The organism is Flavobacterium sp. TR2, from assembly GCF_025252405.1.
Lineage (GTDB): Bacteria > Bacteroidota > Bacteroidia > Flavobacteriales > Flavobacteriaceae > Flavobacterium.
The window spans coordinates 1,729,946-1,749,133 of sequence record NZ_CP104307.1; the positions used below are offsets into that span (position 1 = coordinate 1,729,946).

Below are 19,188 nucleotides of genomic sequence, written 5' to 3' on the forward strand. Positions count from 1 at the left end.
AATGAGAGGCTTTTTTATTTGAAAAAAGTTTGCTTTAAAATTTGCATAAATTAAATAAAGTTTTAATTTTGCACCCGCTTAACCGCACTGCTGGTCTATGGTGTAATGGTAACACTACGGTTTTTGGTGCCGTCTTTCTAGGTTCGAGTCCTAGTAGACCAACAGAAAAAGCCTCTCAGAAATGAGAGGCTTTTTTATGCTTTAAATTTAGAGTGTTTTTCTGGGTGTTTTTTTAACGCAAAGCGCGCTAAGGTATACGCAAAGTGCGCTAAGGTATACGCAAAGTGCGCAAGGAATATCTTTTTAAGAATGTAGGGTTTGCAAAGCTTTATTGGTAAGATTTTCCTAGTTTTATTTTGACATAGCCCGTGGTTTCAGCCGTGGGGACTTATTGCAAAAGGTTTATTTCGGAAGATCTATTTGTGATTTAAAGAAGAAGGGACGATTCCGAATTTCTTTTTAAATGAAAATGAAAAATGCGAAAGATCTTCAAAGCCAACACCAATATATACTTCTGATGGCGGATTTCCTTGGCTGATTAAATAATAAGCTTCTTGAAGCCTTTTGTTTAAAAGCCATTTTCCGGGAGTCTGCTGGAAAATTTTCTGAAAATCTCTCTTAAATGTTGCTAAGCTTCTTCCTGTAAGATAGGCAAATCGGTGCATTTGGACATTGAAATGGAAATTTTTGTTCATAAAAGCTTCCAAGTCAATTTTGCCAGGCTCGTTAAAATCAAATAAAATATCTTTTAATTCTGGATTTATTTTCAATAAGAGATGGATGGCTTCTTTGATTTTTAAATTGAACAAAGCCTCATTGTTTTCTTCTTCAACTTCAAGATAAGATATGAGCGATTCCATGAAAGATTTGTAGAGCGGATTAGGAGCTAGTGAAAACATAGCATCTGTATCGGCTTTTTTGTCGGCTTTCAAATTGTAGTCCTTGCTGATTTCTCTTAAGATTTCTTGATCCAAAAAAAGTGAAACGGTTCTAAATTCGCCTCCTTCTGGCGGTATTTTGGTGAATTTTGCCAAATGGTTTCTTCTGCTGAAGCGGAAATCTCCCGGTTTGGAATGAAAGGTGCTTTTACTGTCTGAAGCGATCATTTCGCCAGAAATTTGATAGCTAAAAACGTGTTCAGGTATAAAATGCTCGCCTTCTCGACTGCGTGAATAATAGCACGAGTAGAGAATTTTTGGCTTTGTATTTGGTTTGATGCTCATATTTGTAAAAATAATAAAAGATCTGGAAATCTTTGGTTTAAAGATTTCCAGATTGATGAAAGTTATTTTGGCTGAATTAATGCTCTTGGTTCCAGATAAGCTTCTAATCCAATGGTTCCAAACTCGCGCCCAATTCCAGATTGCTTAAATCCGCCAAAAGGAGCCATTGGATCGTGGCTAATTCCATTAATCTGAACACGGCCTGCATTAATTTGCGAAGCGACATGATAAGCTCTTTCTGAGTCGGATGAGCTTATGTAAGCCTGTAGTCCGTAAGTGGTGTCGTTTGCGATTTCAATGGCTTCTTCTTCAGTTTTGTAAGTGATGATGGATAAAACAGGTCCGAATATTTCCTCTCTTGCAATTCGCATTTGGTTATTTACATTGATGAAAACAGTTGGCTTGACAAAATTTCCGTTTTCTAGCCCTTCAGGTTTTCCAAGTCCGCCAGCTAATATCTCTGCGCCTTCATTGATTCCAGTCTGAATATAATCTTGAACGCGATTGTATTGTTTTGTGCTGACCATTGGCCCGACTGCGGTATTTGGATTTTTAGGGTCGCCAACAATAAAGCTTGGAATCGTTTCTTTGATGAGAAGTTTAGCTTCTTCTAATCTGTCTTCTGGAATTAGTAATCTGGTTCCGGCAATACAGGCTTGTCCGCTGTTCATAAATGCTGCGCCAATGGCAAGTGGAATAGCTTTTGAAAAATCAGCATCGTCTAGAATGATGTTTGGAGATTTTCCGCCAAGTTCAAGAGTAACTCTTTTCATGGTGTTGACCGCTTCTTTTGCAATTATTTTTCCAACGTTTGTAGATCCTGTAAAAGATATTTTGGCGATGTCAGGGTTTCTGCTTATTTCGGCGCCGACAATTTCTCCTAATCCGTTTACAATATTGAATACGCCTTTTGGAAGATTTGCTTCGTGAAGGCATTCGGTGATCAGTTGAGTCTGTTGAGCGCTCATTTCGCTAGGTTTAATTACAGTCGTGCATCCTGCTGCGATTGCTGTAGATAATTTGCTGCAGATGAAGCCGTTGCTTGAATTCCACGGAATGATGATTCCGACTACGCCAATTGGTGTCATTTGAACTTCAGATTCTCCCATTGTTTTGATAAAGCTGTAAGAGTTAAGAAGATTGATTGCAGAATCAAAACTTTTTAGCATATAATCATAGCTTACGCTTGCAAACTGAAATGTTCCTCCGTATTCTTCTGTCATTATATTGATAAAGTCGTCTTTTCTTTTTTCAACAGAAGATCTGATGTTTTTAAGATATTGGATTCTTTCTGTGGTTGTTGTTTTTGAGAAAGTTTTGAAAGCATTTTGGGCCGCTTCGATTGCTTTTTGAGTGTCTTCCGTGTTGCCTAAGCGGACTTTTCCTAATTTTTCGTTTGTCGTAGGGCTGATTAAATCGAAGTGTTCAGTTCCATTTGGAGTAACAAATTCTCCATTAATGTAAATTTTGTCTATTATTTTCATGTTGTTGTTTTTAATGAATTTCTATTTGACAAATTTCTGCATTAAATACCTTGGAGGTTTTGTTGTAAAGCTCAGTTGTGCTTTGTTGAGAAGCTCATTTTTTTTGCAAAAAAAAAGCCTCCCAGACGAGAGGCTTTAGAAGAATAAATGGATTATGTTAGATTTTTAATGTAATAACAGGTTTGACAGCGTGATTAACCAGTCCTTCGCTTATGCTTCCGTTAAAAAAGTGAGCAAAACCAGTTCTGCCATGTGTGCACATTCCAATTACATCTGCGTCTATTTTATTAGAGAAATTAATAATTCCTTTTTCAATATTGGTGTCGTTATAGATTTGCGTGGTGTAATTGGTGATATTGAATTCGCTAACAAAATCGCTCATTGCTTTTTCGCTTACGTGAGTTGGTTTAAAGCTGTTAGGCGTGCAAATGGTTACTAAATGTAGTTTTGAATCAAATAATTTGGTGAAGTTTAAAAGTTTTACAAATGGTTTTTTTGCTTCTTCTGAAAAATCAGATGCAAAAACAATGTTGGATGCATTAAAATTTGGAATATTTTTCTTGATGACTAAAACAGGTATTTCTGAGTTTCTGACCACTTTTTCTGTGTTAGAGCCTAATAGTAATTCTTCAACCCCAGAAGAGCCATGAGATCCCATGACAATTAGGTTAATGTCATAATCTTTGCTTATTTGCGTAATGCCGTGTATAGGCTTGTCCATTTTTACAATTTCAGTTACCGGAATTCCTTCTAGATATTCTCTAGAGGCAACTTCGTCTAGTGTTTCGTTTGCTTTCTTCATAAAAAGCATAGTTTCAGGAATGCTGGTTCCGCCCATTATAGCATCATTCGATTGCTGTGGCAATTCGAGCATATGAAGAAGAATGATTTCAGAATTGTTCTTTTTTGCGATTTGGGCCGCAACTCTTAGAGCGTCTTCTGCGTGTTCTGAGAAGTCGGTAGGTACTAAAATTCGTTTCATGATTTTGAGGGTTAAAAATTATGAATAAGTCTGCATTTTAATGCTATATAAAGATAAGAAATTATTTTAGAGCAATCAATTATATTTGATTTATAAAAAAAACACTATATTTGCACTGTTATTTATTAAAATCTAAATAATGAGGGGACTAAGTGTCCCCTCTTTTTATAAAATTATGACATTCAAAGAAAAAGTAAACGGATTAATTACGGAAGCCCTTCTGGAAAAACCATCAATCTTTTTGGTTGATCTGGCTGTTTCGGATTCTTTTAAAATTAGTGTCGGTTTAGACGGAGATAATGGAGTGGCGCTGCAAGACTGTATCGATATTAGTCGTGCAATCGAAAATAATCTGGATCGTGAAGAACAGGATTTTTCGCTTGAAGTAGCATCGGTTGGAGTAGGGACACCTCTGAAAATGGTAAGACAATACAAGAAAAATGTTGGTAGAACGTTGATTGTTACCACAAATACAGAAAAAATAGAAGCAGAATTGGTAGAAGCTAATGATGTTTTCATAATTTTGTCTTGGAAAGCAAGAGAACCGAAAAAAGTAGGAAAAGGAAAAGAAACAGTTCAAAAAGAGCAACAAATACCTTATACAGAAATTAAAGAGGCAGTTGTTACGGTAACATTTTAATTTTAATTAAAAAATTCGCATGGAAAATTTAGCATTAATCGATTCATTCTCAGAGTTTAAAGATAATAAACTTATTGATCGTGTAACGCTTATGGCAATTTTAGAGGACGTATTTAGAAATGCATTAAAGAAAAAATACGGTTCAGATGAAAATTTCGATATCATTATAAATCCTGATAAAGGCGATATGGAAATCTGGAGAAGAAGAGTAATTGTTGCTGATGAGGATCTTGATTTTGAAAATGAGGAAATTACATTGACTGAAGCAAGAAAAATTGAGGCGGATTTTGAAATTGGTGAAGAAGTTTCTGAAGAAGTAAAATTGATTGATTTAGGAAGAAGAGCTATCTTAGCGCTTCGTCAGAATTTAATATCTAAAATTCACGAACACGATAATACCAATCTTTACAAACAATTTAAAGATATTATCGGTGATATTTATACAGCTGAAGTGCATCACGTACGTCCAAGAGTAGTTATCTTAGTTGATGATGAAGGAAATGAAATTGTGCTTCCAAAAGAAAAACAAATTCCATCAGATTTCTTCCGTAAAGGGGATAATGTTCGTGGAATTATTGAAAGCGTAGAATTAAAAGGGAACAAACCTCAGATTATTATGTCTAGAACTTCAGAAAAGTTCTTAGAAAAATTATTTGAGCAAGAAATTCCAGAAGTTTTCGACGGACTAATTACAGTGAAAAATGTAGTTCGTATTCCAGGAGAAAAAGCAAAAGTTGCTGTTGATTCTTATGATGACAGAATTGATCCAGTTGGAGCTTGCGTGGGAATGAAAGGTTCTCGTATTCATGGAATTGTTCGTGAGCTAGGAAATGAAAATATTGATGTAATCAATTATACAAACAATATTCAATTATTTATTACAAGAGCATTAAGCCCTGCAAAAGTTTCTTCTATTAAAATTGACGAAGAGAGCAAAAGAGCTGAAGTTTTCTTGAAATTGGAAGAAGTTTCTAAAGCAATTGGTAGAGGTGGTCACAACATTAAATTGGCAGGTCAGTTGACAGGTTATGAATTAGATGTTATCCGTGAAGGAGATGTTGCCGGAACCGTTGCAGATGAAGACGATGTTGAATTGACAGAGTTCTCAGATGAAATCGAAGAGTGGGTAATTGAAGAGTTTGCAAAAATAGGTTTAGATACTGCAAAAAGTATCTTGAAACACGACGTAGAAGATTTAGTAAGAAGAACAGACTTAGAAGAGGAAACAATTCTAGATGTTATGAAGATACTAAAAGAAGAGTTTGATAGTTAAGCAATAGGCTTGCATCTGCTCTAACAACACAACGAAAAAGGTAATAATAAAAAGGTTATATGTCTGAAGAGAGAGTAATAAGAATAAACAAGGTTTTAAGGGAATTAAATATTTCGTTAGAAAGAGCTGTAGATTATCTAAAAGATAAAGGAATTGCTATTGATGCAAATCCTAATGCAAAAATTTCTGATAGCGAGTTTAATATCCTTCAAAGCCAATTTGCGGGCGATAAGGGGAATAAGGAGGCTTCTAAAGAGGTTGGAGAAGAAAAAAGAAAGGAAAAAGAAGCATTGCGTGTAGAGCGTGAGAAAGAAATTGAAGACAAACGCAGACAAGAAGAAGAGCGTCAAAAACAGCAAGAAATAATTAAAGCAAGAGCAGTTGTTTCGGGACCTGTACAAGTTGGTAAAATTGACTTGAATCCAAAAAAACCTGCGATTACTCCTTCTGAGGAAGCAGCCAAGGTTGAAGAGCCAAAAGTTGCTGCTGCTCCAGTGCAGCCAGAAAAACCTGTTCAAAATGAAACAGTAAAATCTGAACCAGTTGTTTCAACTCCTGTTTCTGAAACAAAAAAAGAAGAACCTATTATTACTGAGAAAAAAGAAGTTAAAGCAGAGTCTAAAGTTGCTCAGGAGCCTATCGTGTCTACTGATCCAACAACTTCAGAGGAAACTATTACGACTCAATATCAAAAGCTTACAGGAACTACTCTTACAGGTCAGACAATTGATTTATCTCAGTTTAATAAACCTAAGAAAAAGAAAGAAGATCCTAAAGCTGCTCAGAATAAACCTGGAGCTCCTGGAGTCGGGAATAATAATAACGCAAATAAAAATAAGCGTAAAAGAATTGGTCCTAAACCAGGTACGCCTGGTGCGCCAAAACCTGCAACAGGTAATGCGCCTGGAACTCCAAATCCAAATAAGCCAGCTCAAAATAACAATGGAGGAGGTTTTAATGCTAACAGAAGCCAAAGACCTGGTTTTGTAAAAGGAAACCGCCCTGCAATTGTGGCTAAAGTGGAGCCAACAGAAGAAGAAGTAAAAAACCAAATTAGAGAAACTCTTGAAAAACTTCAAGGTAAAGGAGGAAAATCTAAAGCGGCAAAATATAGAAGAGATAAAAGAGAAACACACCGTCAAAAATCTGACGATGAGCAAAGAGCTCTTGACGAAGGAAGTAAAACGATTAAAGTTACCGAATTTGTTACTGTAGGTGAAATTGCTATCATGATGGATGTGCCGATTACTAAAGTAATTGGAACTTGTATGTCTCTTGGTATCATGGTTACCATGAACCAGCGTCTAGATGCTGAAACATTAACTATTGTAGCTGACGAGTTTGGTTATGATGTTGAATTCATTACGGTAGATATTGAAGAAGCAATAGAGGTTGTAGAAGATAAAGAAGAAGATTTAGTAACAAGAGCGCCAATTGTGACGGTAATGGGGCACGTTGACCACGGTAAAACATCTTTACTGGATTATATCCGTAAAGAAAATGTAATTGCAGGTGAGTCAGGAGGTATTACTCAGCACATTGGAGCGTATGGAGTTACATTGGATAACGGACAAAAAATTGCATTCTTGGATACTCCAGGTCACGAGGCGTTTACAGCGATGCGTGCACGTGGAGCTCAAGTTACAGATATTGCAATTATTGTAGTTGCGGCAGATGATGATATCATGCCACAGACAAAAGAGGCAATTTCTCACGCACAAGCTGCGGGAGTGCCAATTATATTTGCAATCAATAAAATTGATAAACCAAACGCAAACGTTGATAAGATTAAAGAACGTTTGGCTGGTATGAATTTACTTGTTGAAGATTGGGGTGGAAAAATTCAGTCGCATGATATTTCTGCGAAAGTCGGAACAGGGGTTAAAGAATTATTGGAGAAAGTTTTATTAGAAGCGGAGATTTTAGATCTAAAAGCAAATCCAAATAAAGCGGCTCAAGGAACTGTTGTTGAGGCTTATTTAGATAAAGGAAAAGGATATGTTTCTACAATTTTAGTACAACAAGGTACTTTGAAAATTGGAGATTATATGCTTGCTGGTAAGCATCATGGTAAAGTGAAAGCAATGCATGACGAAAGAGGGCATACAGTTTTATCAGCTGGTCCTTCGACTCCTGTATCAGTTTTAGGTTTAGATGGGGCTCCAACAGCTGGTGATAAGTTCAATGTGTTTGAAGACGAAAAAGAAGCAAAACAAATTGCATCTAAACGTTCTCAATTAATGCGTGAACAATCTGTTCGTACGCAAAGACATATTACCCTTGACGAAATTGGACGTCGTATTGCTCTTGGTCAGTTTAAAGAATTAAATGTAATTCTTAAAGGAGACGTGGATGGTTCTGTTGAAGCATTATCAGATTCGTTCTCTAAACTTTCTACAGAAGAAGTTCAAATCAATATTATTCACAAAGGTGTTGGTGCGATTACAGAAACCGATGTTAACTTGGCTTCTGCATCAGATGCAATCATCATCGGATTTAATGTTCGTCCTGCTGGAAATGCTAGACAGCTTGCCGATAAAGAAGAAATTGATATCCGTTACTACTCTATCATTTATGCGGCAATTGACGACTTGAAAGATGCGATGGAAGGAATGTTGGCGCCAGAAATGAAAGAAGAAGTTTTAGGTAATGCTGAAATTCGTGAGATTTTCAAAATTTCTAAAGTGGGTTCAATTGCTGGATGTATGGTAACTGATGGTAAAATCTTGAGAACTTCTAAAATTAGAGTTATTAGAGATGGAGTTGTGGTTCACACAGGTGAGTTAGTTGCCTTGAAACGTTTCAAAGATGATGTTAAAGAAGTAACGAAAGGTTATGATTGTGGTATCCAGATAAAAGGATTTAATGATATCGAAATTAATGATGTTATTGAAGCTTACCACGAAGTAGCAATCAAAAAGAAATTGAAATAAAATTCAATTAATATATTTAAAAGTCCCAATGCAAATTGGGACTTTTTTTTTGTTTAAAGATTTGATGTTAAGAAGTCAATTATTATAAATATGTTTCATTTTATAATGTGAAACATAAATGAAGGATTTGGTAATGTTTAGGTTTAGGGATTGTTTGTTTCTTTGTGTAGTAATTTTCTCTTCTTTTAATAAAAATAAGTTTGTTGAATAAAATATTTGTGTTGATATGAGGATAAGGATAAATCATTTTGTAAATGCAATTTTTAGGAGACGTTTTAAAGCAGAGAATTCTGTTAGTAATTTTACAAATGTTCAGCAGTTAAGAGAGATAATGCCAGCATTGTTAGATGGGTATTTGTCTGAGGCAGAAATGCCAAACAGTCTTCTTCTTTTATCGCCTCCACCAGAACATGGCTCAAGTCTTTTTGAAATGGATCTAGAATGCGCTAAAAATGCTTTAGAATCAAAAGATAGCAAACGTTTTTTGCAGGCGGCGAGAGATGCAGATTTGTCCTTTCCTTTTGCAGTAAAATCATTCGTGCCAATTATAGGTATGGAAATTAATGAGTCGAAAACACCTAAACTTTATATATTGTTGCGAAGAGTCATGACAGATGCAGGGTTGTCTACTTATGCGGCGAAAAATCATTACAAACGTGAGCGGCCGTTTATGGTTAATAATCAAAAGACGTGTACTCCAGATCAGGAAAACATATTGTATAAAGTAGGTTCGTTTCCTTCTGGTCATGCTGCTGTAGGCTGGGCATGGGCATTGGTTTTAATGAAGCTTTTTCCAGAAAAGGAGAAAGAAATCTTGAAACGCGGGCATGATTTTGGTGAAAGTCGTGTTGTTTGTAATGCGCATTGGGATAGTGATGTAAGGATGGGTAGGGTTATGGGTGAAGCGGCAGTTGAATGTCTATGGGGTAATTCAGATTTTTTGGCTGATTGGAAGAGTGTTGAAAAGGAAGTGCAAAAAAATTTAGATTCTAATTCAGAATAAAATAAAGTGGTTCTGAGTTTGGAGAGGTATTTTAAATTTTAATGTTATTTTTGGATATAAAATGATCTAAATATGAAAAGAGTTTTAATATATGTAACCTTGTTTTTTATGAGTTTTTCAACAATATCTTTTTCACAAGAGAATGTCGAGAAGCCTGCTCCGCCAGCAGGAAATGCTTTAATCGGAGATTATTATGGAGCAGATATTTCTGAGAGTGTTTTAAATAAAGCAATTTCTGTTGAAAAACTTGAAAGCGAATTAAACAGTGCTAAAAAAATGGAAACTGTTGCCGTGAAAGGAGAAGTGGTTAATGTTTGTGAAAAAAGGGGGTGTTGGATAACTCTTAAAACAGAGGAAGGAACTTCTTTTTTTGTTAAAATGAAAAATTATGCATTTTTTGTACCTACGGCATTAAAAGGTAAAAATGTAGTTTTAGAAGGGGATGCTGAAAAGAAGGTAACGTCTGTTGAAGAGCTCAAGCATTATGCAAAAGATGCTAAGAAGACAAAGGCGGAAATAGATGCTATTAAAATGCCAAAAGAAGAAATACGATTTGTAGCTAGTGCGATAAAGGTTGTAAACTAGATTTAGAACATTTTGATTTAATTAGTTTTAAATTTGAGATAAAAAAAGCGAGATTTTCACATCTCGCTTTTTTTATCTCTGTAGAAATTATTTTCCGGGTTTAAGTAGGAAAACACTTTTGTATCTTTTCTTGATTTCTGCCAAATTTCTTTCGGCTTCTATTCTGGTTTTAAAATTGCCAACAATCACTTTGTAGTTCGGAGTGCTGAAAATAATGGTTCCGTCAATGTTTGAGTTTTCTCTTTTGAAATCCGATAGCGTTTTTTTTGCCTCATCGCTTTTGCCGCTAAAGATTTGGATTCTGTATGTGTCGTTTGTATTTATTGACGTGTTAATTTTGCGCTTCTCGTTTAGCAGTTGCTCAAATTTAGGATCTTGATTTAGTGTTAAATTTTGGTCTTGAGCATTAATATTGTGCGCAAAAGCAATCGTTGTAATTGTTAATAAAAGGCTTTTTGAAGGACTTAAAATTCTCATAATGTGATGGTTTTTATGCAAAAATACTATTTAAAGTTTGAGTGTAAAATTTTAATATTATTTAGAATTGATATAAATTGATAATTAAGACTATTTTAAGGTTTTGAGAATAGCTCATAAGTCGTATTTTTGTGCAAGTTTTAAAAGAGGGTATAGGTTTTTGCTGGATTTAGTACAGAAAAAATCATACCAAAAATTAGTAGACAATTATTTATACTATATGAAAAAGGTGGGTAACCATAATTCGATCTCAAGAAAATTGCTGTTTGGCTTATCGCTAACGTTAATTTTCTCCCTAACTTCATTTGCTCAAGATGCTGCTGCTCCGGCGGCGCCTGAGGCTGCTGCTGCGGCACCAGCTGCAGGAGGCGGTGATCCAGTAAAAGGGAAAGAACTTTTTAATGCAAATTGCGCTGCATGTCACAAATTAGATGCTAAATCAACTGGTCCTGCTTTAAGGGGGGTTGCTTCTAAGCATGATATGGCTTGGATTTACAAGTGGGTGCATAACAGTTCTGACATGATTAAGTCAGGTGATCCTGTTGCAGTTAAACTTTTTGAGGAAAATAACAAAGCTGTTATGACTTCGTTTCCTCAATTGTCTGAAGGAGATATTGATAATATTATAGCTTATACTTCTGAGCCTAAGGCTGAGCCTGCTGCTGCTGTTGGAGGCGCTGCGACTCCTCCGGGAACAAATGTTCAGGATGGCGCTATTTCAAATAACATTATTTTAGGAGCTCTTGCTCTTGTAATGGCTATTTTAGTTGTGATGTTGTTTATGGTAAACAAAGTTTTAACTAAAGTTGCTAATAAAAACGGTATTGAGGTTGCTCCAAAAGAAGAAAGACTTCCGATTTGGAAAGCTTTCGCTAAAAACCAATTTTTGGTTTTAGTAACTGCAATCTTCTTGCTTTTGGCTAGTGGTTATTTTGTTTATGGTTACTTAATGCAAGTAGGTGTAGATCAAAATTATGAGCCAATTCAGCCAATACACTACTCTCACAAAATTCACGCTGGTGATAACGAAATCAATTGTAAGTATTGCCACTCTGCTGCTCGTGTAAGTAAAACAGCTGGTATTCCTTCTTTAAATGTTTGTATGAACTGTCATAAAAATATTTCAGAGGTTGCTGAAACTACTGCTACTCCTGAGTACAGCAAAGCGTTCTACGATGCTCAAATCCAAAAATTATATGATGCTGTTGGATGGGATAAGACTAAGCAAGCTTATACTGGAAAAACAATGCCTGTAAAATGGGTTCGTATTCATAACTTACCTGACTTCGTTTACTTCAACCACTCTCAACACGTTTCTGTTGCAGGTATTGAATGTCAAACTTGTCACGGTCCAGTGCAAGAATTTGAAATCATGAAGCAGTATTCTAAATTAACAATGGGATGGTGTGTTGATTGCCATAGAAAAACTGATGTTAAGATGGAAGGTAATGCTTACTATGACAAAATTCATGCTGAGCTTTCTAAAAAATACGGTGTAGAGAAATTAACTGCAGCGCAAATGGGAGGTTTAGAGTGTGGTAAATGCCACTATTAATCGATTTATTAAGATTTTAATATATATATACAATGTCATCAAACAAAAAATACTGGAAAAGTGTTGAAGAGCTAGAAAATAGCTCTATTGTTGAGGCGCTTAGAAATAACGAATTTGTTGAAGAAATTCCTACTGATGAGTTTTTAGGTAACGCTGAGGCTTTATCTACTTCAGGAACTTCACGTCGTGACTTTTTAAAGTACGTAGGGTTTAGTACGGCGGCTGTAACATTAGCTGCTTGCGAAGGTCCGGTTCACAAGTCTATCCCTTATGTATTGCAACCAGAGCAAATCATTCCTGGTGTTGCAGATTATTATGCAACTACAGTTTTTGATGGATTTGATTTTGCTAATCTTTTGGTGAAAACTCGTGAAGGTCGTCCAATTAAAATTGAAAACAATACAATTGCTGGAGCAAAATTTTCTGCGAATGCTAGAATTCATGCATCTATCTTAGGTCTGTATGATAGCGCTCGTTTGAAAGAGCCAAAAGTAGACGGACAAAATTCTTCTTGGTCAGCTGTTGATTTGAAAATCAAATCAAGCTTAGCGGATGCAAAAGCGAAAGGCGGGCAAGTTGTATTATTGACTAATACTTTAGCAAGTCCATCTACAGAAAAATTAATTGGTGAGTTTATTGCAAAAAATCCAAACGCTAAGCACGTTGTGTATGATGCGGTTTCATCATCTGAGGCTTTAGATGCTTTTGAAGCTGTTTATGGTCAAAGAGCTTTAGTTGATTACGATTTTTCAAAAGCTTCTTTAATTGTATCTGTTGGTGCTGATTTCTTAGGAGACTGGCAAGGTGGAGGATATGATGCTGGATATGCGCAAGGACGTATTCCTCAAAACGGAAAAATGTCTCGTCATTTTCAGTTTGAATCAAACATGACATTATCTGGGGCAGCTGCTGATAAGCGTGTTCCAATGACTGTAGCTGCTCAAAAGCAAGCTTTAGTTCAAATTTATAATATTGTTGTAGGTGCTTCTGTTCCTGTGGCTTTAGAAGGAAACTTTAAAGCTGAAGTAGTAAAAGCTGCGCAACAGCTTAAAGCTGCTGGTTCAAAAGGAGTTTTAGTATCTGGAATTGAAGATAAAAATGCTCAATTATTAGTTTTAGCTATCAATCAAGTATTGGCTAGTGAAGCTTTTAGTACTGCTGGAGCAAGACAAATTAGAAAAGGTTCTAATGCTGCAGTTGCACAATTAATTAAAGATTTGAATGCAGGAAGTGTTCATACTTTAATTATGAGTGGAGTTAATCCAGTTTACACTTTAGCTGATTCAGCTTCTTTTGTATCTGGATTGAAAAAAGTTAAAACATCAGTTGCATTTTCATTAAAAGAAGATGAAACTGCATCTATTGTTTCAATTGCTGCACCAGCTCCTCACTATTTAGAGTCTTGGGGAGATCTTGAGCTTTCAAGCGGAACATATAGCTTAACTCAGCCTACAATTCGTCCTATTTTCAATACAAAACAATTTCAAGATGTTTTATTGTCAGTAAACGGTACAGCTGGTACTTTTTATGACTACTTAAAAGCAAATTCTGGAGCTTACACTGCAGGTGCTTCTTGGAACAAAGTATTACATGATGGTGTTGCTGTTGTTGGAGGTTCAGCTTTATCTGGAGGCGCTATTGATGCTGCTACTGCTGCAAATGCAGTTGCAAGATCTAAATCTGCTGGTGACTTTGAATTGGTATTATATACTAAAACAGGATTAGGAGATGGACAGCACGCTAATAACCCTTGGTTGCAAGAGTTTCCAGATCCAATCACAAGAGTTTCTTGGGATAACTATGTAACAGTTTCTAATGTAGATGCTAAAAAACTTGGTTTGACTAACGAAATTGTTGCAAACGGAGGTTTAAATGGTAGTTATGCTACTATTACTGTAGACGGAACTAAATTAGAAAATGTTCCTGTTATCGTTCAGCCAGGTCAGGCAGTTGGTACTTTAGGTCTAGCTCTTGGTTACGGACGTAAAGCTGCTCTTAAAGAAGAAATGCAAGTAGGTTTAAATGCTTACGCTTTATATAAAGGTTTCAATAATGTTCAATCAGTTTCTATCGCTAAAGCTGGAGGAGTACACGAGTTTGCTTGTGTTCAAGGTCAGAAAACTTTAATGGGTAGAGGTGATATTATTAAAGAAACGACTTTAGAAATATTCAATACTAAAGATGCTGAACATTGGAATGAAAAACCAATGGTATCTTTAGATCACCAAGAAGTTGAGGCTACTACTGTGGATCTTTGGGAATCATTTGATCGTACAACTGGTCACCACTTCAATCTTTCAATTGACTTAAATGCTTGTACTGGTTGTGGAGCTTGCGTTATTGCTTGTCACGCTGAAAACAACGTTCCTGTTGTTGGTAAAGCAGAGGTGAGAAGAAGCCGTGATATGCACTGGTTGCGTATCGACAGATACTACTCTTCTGAAAGTACTTTTGAAGGTGATAATGAGAGAAAAGAAGGAATTGCAGGTTTATCTAGTTCATTATCTACATTTAATGAAATGGAAAAAGCAGGAGATAATCCTCAAGTTGCATTCCAGCCTGTAATGTGTCAACACTGTAACCATGCACCTTGTGAGACAGTTTGTCCTGTTGCTGCAACTTCTCACGGTCGTGAAGGCCAAAACCATATGGCTTACAACAGATGTGTTGGTACTCGTTACTGTGCAAACAACTGTCCGTATAAAGTACGTCGTTTTAACTGGTTCTTATACAACAAAAATAGCGAGTTCGATTATCATATGAACGATGATTTAGGACGTATGGTTCTTAATCCAGACGTTAACGTACGTTCTCGTGGTGTTATGGAGAAATGTTCTATGTGTATCCAAATGACACAAGCAACTAAATTAAAAGCTAAAAACGAAGGCCGTCCAGTTAGAGATGGTGAATTCCAAACAGCTTGTTCTAGTGCTTGTTCTTCAGGAGCGATGATATTTGGTGATGTAAATGATAAAGAAAGTAAAGTTGCTAAATTAGCTGCTGACGAAAGATCATACCACTTATTAGAGCACGTAGGTACAAAACCTAATGTGGTTTACCATGTTAAAGTTAGAAATACTTAGTAAAATTATTAATTAAGAAACAATATAAAGGATTATGTCGTCTCACTACGAAGCACCCATTAGAAAACCTTTAGTTATTGGTGATAAATCTTATCACGATGTAACTGTAGATGTAGCAGCACCTGTTGAGGGGCCTGCAAACAAGCAATGGTGGATTGTATTTTCAATCGCATTAATAGCCTTCCTTTGGGGGTTAGGTTGTATAATTTACACCGTATCTACCGGTATCGGAACATGGGGATTAAATAAAACAGTTGGCTGGGCTTGGGATATTACTAACTTCGTTTGGTGGGTTGGTATTGGTCACGCTGGAACATTAATTTCTGCGGTATTATTACTTTTCCGTCAACGTTGGAGAATGGCCATCAACCGTTCTGCTGAAGCTATGACTATTTTCTCTGTAGTTCAAGCAGGTCTTTTCCCAATCATTCACATGGGACGTCCATGGTTAGCATACTGGGTATTACCTATTCCAAACCAATTCGGATCTTTATGGGTAAACTTTAACTCACCTTTACTTTGGGACGTATTCGCGATTTCAACGTATCTTTCAGTATCATTAGTTTTCTGGTGGACTGGTTTATTACCTGACTTTGCAATGCTTCGTGATAGAGCAATTACTCCTTTTAACAAAAGAGTTTATTCTATCTTAAGTTTTGGATGGAGCGGTAGAGCAAAAGATTGGCAACGTTTTGAAGAGGTATCTTTGGTATTAGCTGGTTTAGCTACTCCACTTGTACTTTCTGTACACACAATTGTATCTATGGACTTTGCTACTTCTGTAATTCCTGGATGGCATACAACAATTTTCCCTCCGTACTTCGTTGCTGGAGCGGTTTTCTCTGGATTCGCGATGGTAAACACATTGCTTATCGTTATGAGAAAAGTATCTAACCTTGAAGCATACATCACATTACAGCATATCGAGTTAATGAACATCATTATCATGATTACTGGATCTATTGTAGGTGTGGCTTACATTACTGAGTTATTCGTAGCTTGGTATTCAGGTGTAGAGTATGAGCAATATGCATTCTTAAACAGAGCTACTGGACCTTACTGGTGGGCATATTGGTCAATGATGACTTGTAACGTGTTCTCTCCGCAGTTCATGTGGTTCAAAAAATTAAGAACAAGTATCATGTTCTCATTCATCATTTCGATTGTAGTAAACATCGGTATGTGGTTTGAAAGATTCGTAATTATAGTTACTTCTTTACATAGAGATTACCTTCCATCTTCTTGGACAATGTTCTCACCAACATTCGTTGATATTGGAATTTTCATTGGAACAATTGGTTTCTTCTTCGTATTGTTTTTATTATACTCTAGAACATTCCCTGTAATTGCTCAGGCAGAGGTTAAAACAATTTTGAAAGGAACAGGAGATAATTATATTAGAGAAAGAGCAAACAGTAAAGATTCACATCATGAGTAATAAAGTTATATACGCCATTTATAATGACGATGACGTTTTGATGAATGCAGTAAAGAAAACTAGAGCTGCTCATCATCATATTGAAGAGGTTTTTACTCCATTCCCAGTTCACGGATTGGATAAAGCCATGGGATTAGCACCAACAAGATTAGCAATATGTGCTTTTTTATATGGTTGTGTTGGTATCTCTGTTGCAACAACTATGATGGGTTACATCATGATTCATGATTGGCCACAGGATATTGGAGGTAAACCAAGTTTTAGTTTCATCCAAAATATGCCATCTTTTGTGCCAATTATGTTTGAGATGACTGTATTCTTTGCAGCTCACTTAATGGTAATTACTTTCTACATGAGAAGTAGATTATGGCCTTTTAAAGAAGCTGAAAACCCAGATGTAAGAACAACTGATGACCACTTTTTAATGGAGGTTGCTGTAAATGATAACGAAGCTGAATTGGTTTCTTTCTTCGAAGGAACTGGAGCTGTTGAAGTTAAAGTAATAGAAAAGAATTAATTGTAGCTATGAAAAGGATATATAAAATAACACTTTTAGTTGGTATAACTATTTTAGTTTCATCTTGCCACAATAATTCGGCACCGAACTATCAGTATTTCCCAAATATGTATGAGTCTGTTGCTTACGAGCCATATTCAGAAGCAAAAATATTTAAGGGAGGAAAAGAAGGACAGCTTCCTGTAGCAGGAACTATCAATAGAGGTTTTGAACCTTATGAATATGAAAATTCAACTGCTGGTTATGAATTAGCAAAAGCTAATTTGAAATCACCATTGACAGAAGAAGAGAAAAACTCTGGTAAAGGGAAAGAACTTTTCGAAATTTACTGTATCAGCTGCCATGGTGCTACTGGTAACGGTAAAGGTAAATTGGTTGAAAGAGAGAAATTTCTTGGAGTGCCTAGCTATAAAGACAGAGAGATCACTGAAGGAAGTATTTTTCATGTTGAGACTTATGGTTTAAATGCAATGGGTTCACATGCAAATCAATTAAGTGCTCACGAACGTTGGTTAGTTGCTGACTATGTTCTGAAACTAAGAAGCCAATTATAATTGTTGAACAAACTGATCGTAATAGATATGTATACATTTTCAAGTAAATTAAAAACTTTTTCTATCATCTTAATGGCCGTTGGTTTATTAGGAATTGGGTATGGTTTTTTAAGTGCACCAAAAGATATTCAAGAAGTTGAAAAAATACTAGCTGCAGATGAACATGGTTCTCATGGTGCTGCACATGAAGAAAAAGCGGAGGCATCTCACAAAGAAGCAGGTCATCATGAGGCTGCTGAAGCTGCACATGACTCTCATAAAGGAGCTGCGCACGCTGAAGTTTCTGGTGCAAATGAGCACGAAAAACATTTAGAGCACGTATTGCACCAATTGCAGAACAAGCCTTGGTCTGCTGTATATGTAGCTTGTATTTTCTTTTTACTGCTTTCAATGGGGGTTTTAGCTTTTTATGCTATTCAGCAAGTTGCTCAAGCAGGTTGGTCTCCAGTTTTGTTTAGAGTAATGCAAGGTATAACGGCTTATTTGCCAGCTGGTTCTGTTATCTTTTTTATCATCTTAGTTTTATGTGGATTACACTTTAACCATATCTTCGTTTGGCTAGGTGAAGGTGTAACAGATCCTAAAAACGCTAATTATGATGCAATTATTGCTGGAAAATCTGGGTATTTGAACTTTCCTTTCTGGATTGTAAGAGCAGCTATCTTCTTATTAGGATGGAATTTATACCGTCATTTTTCTAGAAAAAACTGTTTGGCACAAGATGAGGCAAATGATGATCTTTACTACAAAAAGAACTTCAAAGCTTCTGCTGGATTCTTAGTATTCTTCATCGTATCTGAGTCTATCATGGCTTGGGATTGGATTATGTCTTTTGATCCGCACTGGTTTAGTACATTATTTGCTTGGTATGTATTTGCTTCTTTCTTTGTAAGCGGTATTACAACTATTGCATTAGTAACGATTTATTTAAAATCAAAAGGATATTTAGAGTATGTAAATACTAGCCATATCCATGATTTAGCTAAGTTTATGTTTGGTATTAGTGTATTTTGGACTTATTTATGGTTCTCTCAATTCATGTTGATTTGGTACGCTAACATTCCAGAGGAGGTAACTTATTTTGTAACAAGAATTCAATTGTATAACCTTCCTTTCTTTGGAGCGGTTGTTATGAACTTTGTTTTCCCATTATTAATATTAATCAATACTGACTTCAAACGTCTTAACTGGGTTGTTGTAATGGCAGGTATTGTAATATTATTAGGTCATTATGTTGATTTCTTTAATATGATTATGCCTGGTACAGTAGGAGACAAATGGTTTATTGGAGTTCCTGAAATTGCATCGATTCTTTTCTTCTTAGGTTTATTTATATTTGTTGTATTTACTGCATTAACTAAATCTCCTTTGCTTGCAAAAAGAAATCCTTTCATCGAAGAAAGTAAACATTTTCATTATTAATATTTAAAGAAGTAAACAG

General features: G+C 35.9%; 15 protein-coding genes and 1 tRNA gene. 12 read left to right on the forward strand and 4 right to left on the reverse strand.

Going from position 1 to position 19,188, the window contains the following annotated elements; all coding sequences use genetic code 11:
- Positions 1 to 91: 91 nt before the first annotated feature.
- Positions 92 to 162 (forward strand) — tRNA-Gln (locus N4T20_RS07860).
- Positions 163 to 416: 254 nt separating this feature from the next.
- On the opposite strand, the gene N4T20_RS07865 is transcribed toward N4T20_RS07860, so the two are convergent.
- The 3 genes from N4T20_RS07865 to N4T20_RS07875 form a co-directional block, all read right to left on the reverse strand.
- A complete protein-coding gene (locus N4T20_RS07865) occupies positions 417 to 1,223 on the reverse strand; it encodes a helix-turn-helix domain-containing protein (protein WP_260672499.1) in 807 nt (268 codons plus the stop codon).
- A 62-nt stretch (positions 1,224 to 1,285) separates the two neighbouring features.
- Positions 1,286 to 2,707 (reverse strand): aldehyde dehydrogenase family protein, encoded by a 1,422-nt coding sequence (locus N4T20_RS07870; RefSeq protein ID WP_260672500.1) that lies wholly within the window; start codon positions 2,705 to 2,707, stop codon positions 1,286 to 1,288.
- Between the two features lie 157 nt (positions 2,708 to 2,864).
- The gene (locus N4T20_RS07875) at positions 2,865 to 3,689 is read right to left on the reverse strand and encodes a universal stress protein (RefSeq protein WP_260672501.1); all 825 of its coding nucleotides are present in this window, start codon (positions 3,687 to 3,689) and stop codon (positions 2,865 to 2,867) included.
- Between the two features lie 175 nt (positions 3,690 to 3,864).
- Here N4T20_RS07875 and rimP point away from each other — a divergent pair, with 175 nt between their 5' ends.
- The 5 genes from rimP to N4T20_RS07900 all read left to right on the forward strand — a co-directional run bounded on the left by rimP (position 3,865) and on the right by N4T20_RS07900 (position 10,123).
- Entirely contained in the window at positions 3,865 to 4,329 is a 465-nt protein-coding gene (rimP, locus tag N4T20_RS07880) for a ribosome assembly cofactor RimP (RefSeq protein ID WP_260672502.1), read from the forward strand.
- 19 nt (positions 4,330 to 4,348) lie between these two features.
- A complete protein-coding gene (gene nusA, locus N4T20_RS07885) occupies positions 4,349 to 5,602 on the forward strand; it encodes a transcription termination factor NusA (protein WP_125722262.1) in 1,254 nt (417 codons plus the stop codon).
- A 59-nt stretch (positions 5,603 to 5,661) separates the two neighbouring features.
- On the forward strand, positions 5,662 to 8,535 hold the full coding sequence (gene infB / locus N4T20_RS07890; RefSeq protein ID WP_260672503.1) for a translation initiation factor IF-2: 2,874 nt from the start codon (positions 5,662 to 5,664) through the stop codon (positions 8,533 to 8,535).
- Positions 8,536 to 8,761: 226 nt separating this feature from the next.
- Positions 8,762 to 9,538: a phosphatase PAP2 family protein gene (locus tag N4T20_RS07895; RefSeq protein ID WP_260672504.1), complete on the forward strand. Its 777-nt coding sequence runs from the start codon at positions 8,762 to 8,764 to the stop codon at positions 9,536 to 9,538.
- A 72-nt stretch (positions 9,539 to 9,610) separates the two neighbouring features.
- The gene (locus N4T20_RS07900) at positions 9,611 to 10,123 is read left to right on the forward strand and encodes a DUF4920 domain-containing protein (RefSeq protein ID WP_260672505.1); all 513 of its coding nucleotides are present in this window, start codon (positions 9,611 to 9,613) and stop codon (positions 10,121 to 10,123) included.
- Positions 10,124 to 10,210: 87 nt separating this feature from the next.
- Here the strand turns inward: N4T20_RS07900 and N4T20_RS07905 are convergent, their stop codons facing one another.
- A complete protein-coding gene (locus tag N4T20_RS07905) occupies positions 10,211 to 10,600 on the reverse strand; it encodes an SPOR domain-containing protein (RefSeq protein WP_111379241.1) in 390 nt (129 codons plus the stop codon).
- A gap of 220 nt (positions 10,601 to 10,820) precedes the next feature.
- On the opposite strand from N4T20_RS07905, the gene N4T20_RS07910 reads away from it, so the two are divergent.
- The 6 genes from N4T20_RS07910 to N4T20_RS07935 are packed head-to-tail and all read left to right on the forward strand — an operon-like array spanning position 10,821 to position 19,169.
- Positions 10,821 to 12,155: a c-type cytochrome gene (locus N4T20_RS07910; RefSeq protein WP_260673099.1), complete on the forward strand. Its 1,335-nt coding sequence runs from the start codon at positions 10,821 to 10,823 to the stop codon at positions 12,153 to 12,155.
- A 32-nt stretch (positions 12,156 to 12,187) separates the two neighbouring features.
- Positions 12,188 to 15,238, forward strand: a complete 3,051-nt coding sequence (locus N4T20_RS07915) for a TAT-variant-translocated molybdopterin oxidoreductase (protein ID WP_260672506.1) — start codon at positions 12,188 to 12,190, stop codon at positions 15,236 to 15,238.
- A gap of 34 nt (positions 15,239 to 15,272) precedes the next feature.
- Positions 15,273 to 16,676, forward strand: coding sequence for an NrfD/PsrC family molybdoenzyme membrane anchor subunit (nrfD, locus tag N4T20_RS07920; RefSeq protein WP_008466839.1), 1,404 nt, complete (start codon positions 15,273 to 15,275; stop codon positions 16,674 to 16,676).
- Positions 16,669 to 17,193: a DUF3341 domain-containing protein gene (locus N4T20_RS07925; RefSeq protein WP_008466841.1), complete on the forward strand. Its 525-nt coding sequence runs from the start codon at positions 16,669 to 16,671 to the stop codon at positions 17,191 to 17,193. Before nrfD ends, N4T20_RS07925 begins: the two co-directional genes overlap by 8 nt.
- An 8-nt stretch (positions 17,194 to 17,201) precedes the next feature.
- Entirely contained in the window at positions 17,202 to 17,747 is a 546-nt protein-coding gene (locus tag N4T20_RS07930; protein ID WP_111379237.1) for a c-type cytochrome, read from the forward strand.
- Positions 17,748 to 17,774: 27 nt separating this feature from the next.
- Positions 17,775 to 19,169 (forward strand): quinol:cytochrome C oxidoreductase, encoded by a 1,395-nt coding sequence (locus N4T20_RS07935; protein WP_260672507.1) that lies wholly within the window; start codon positions 17,775 to 17,777, stop codon positions 19,167 to 19,169.
- Positions 19,170 to 19,188: the final 19 nt, after the last annotated feature.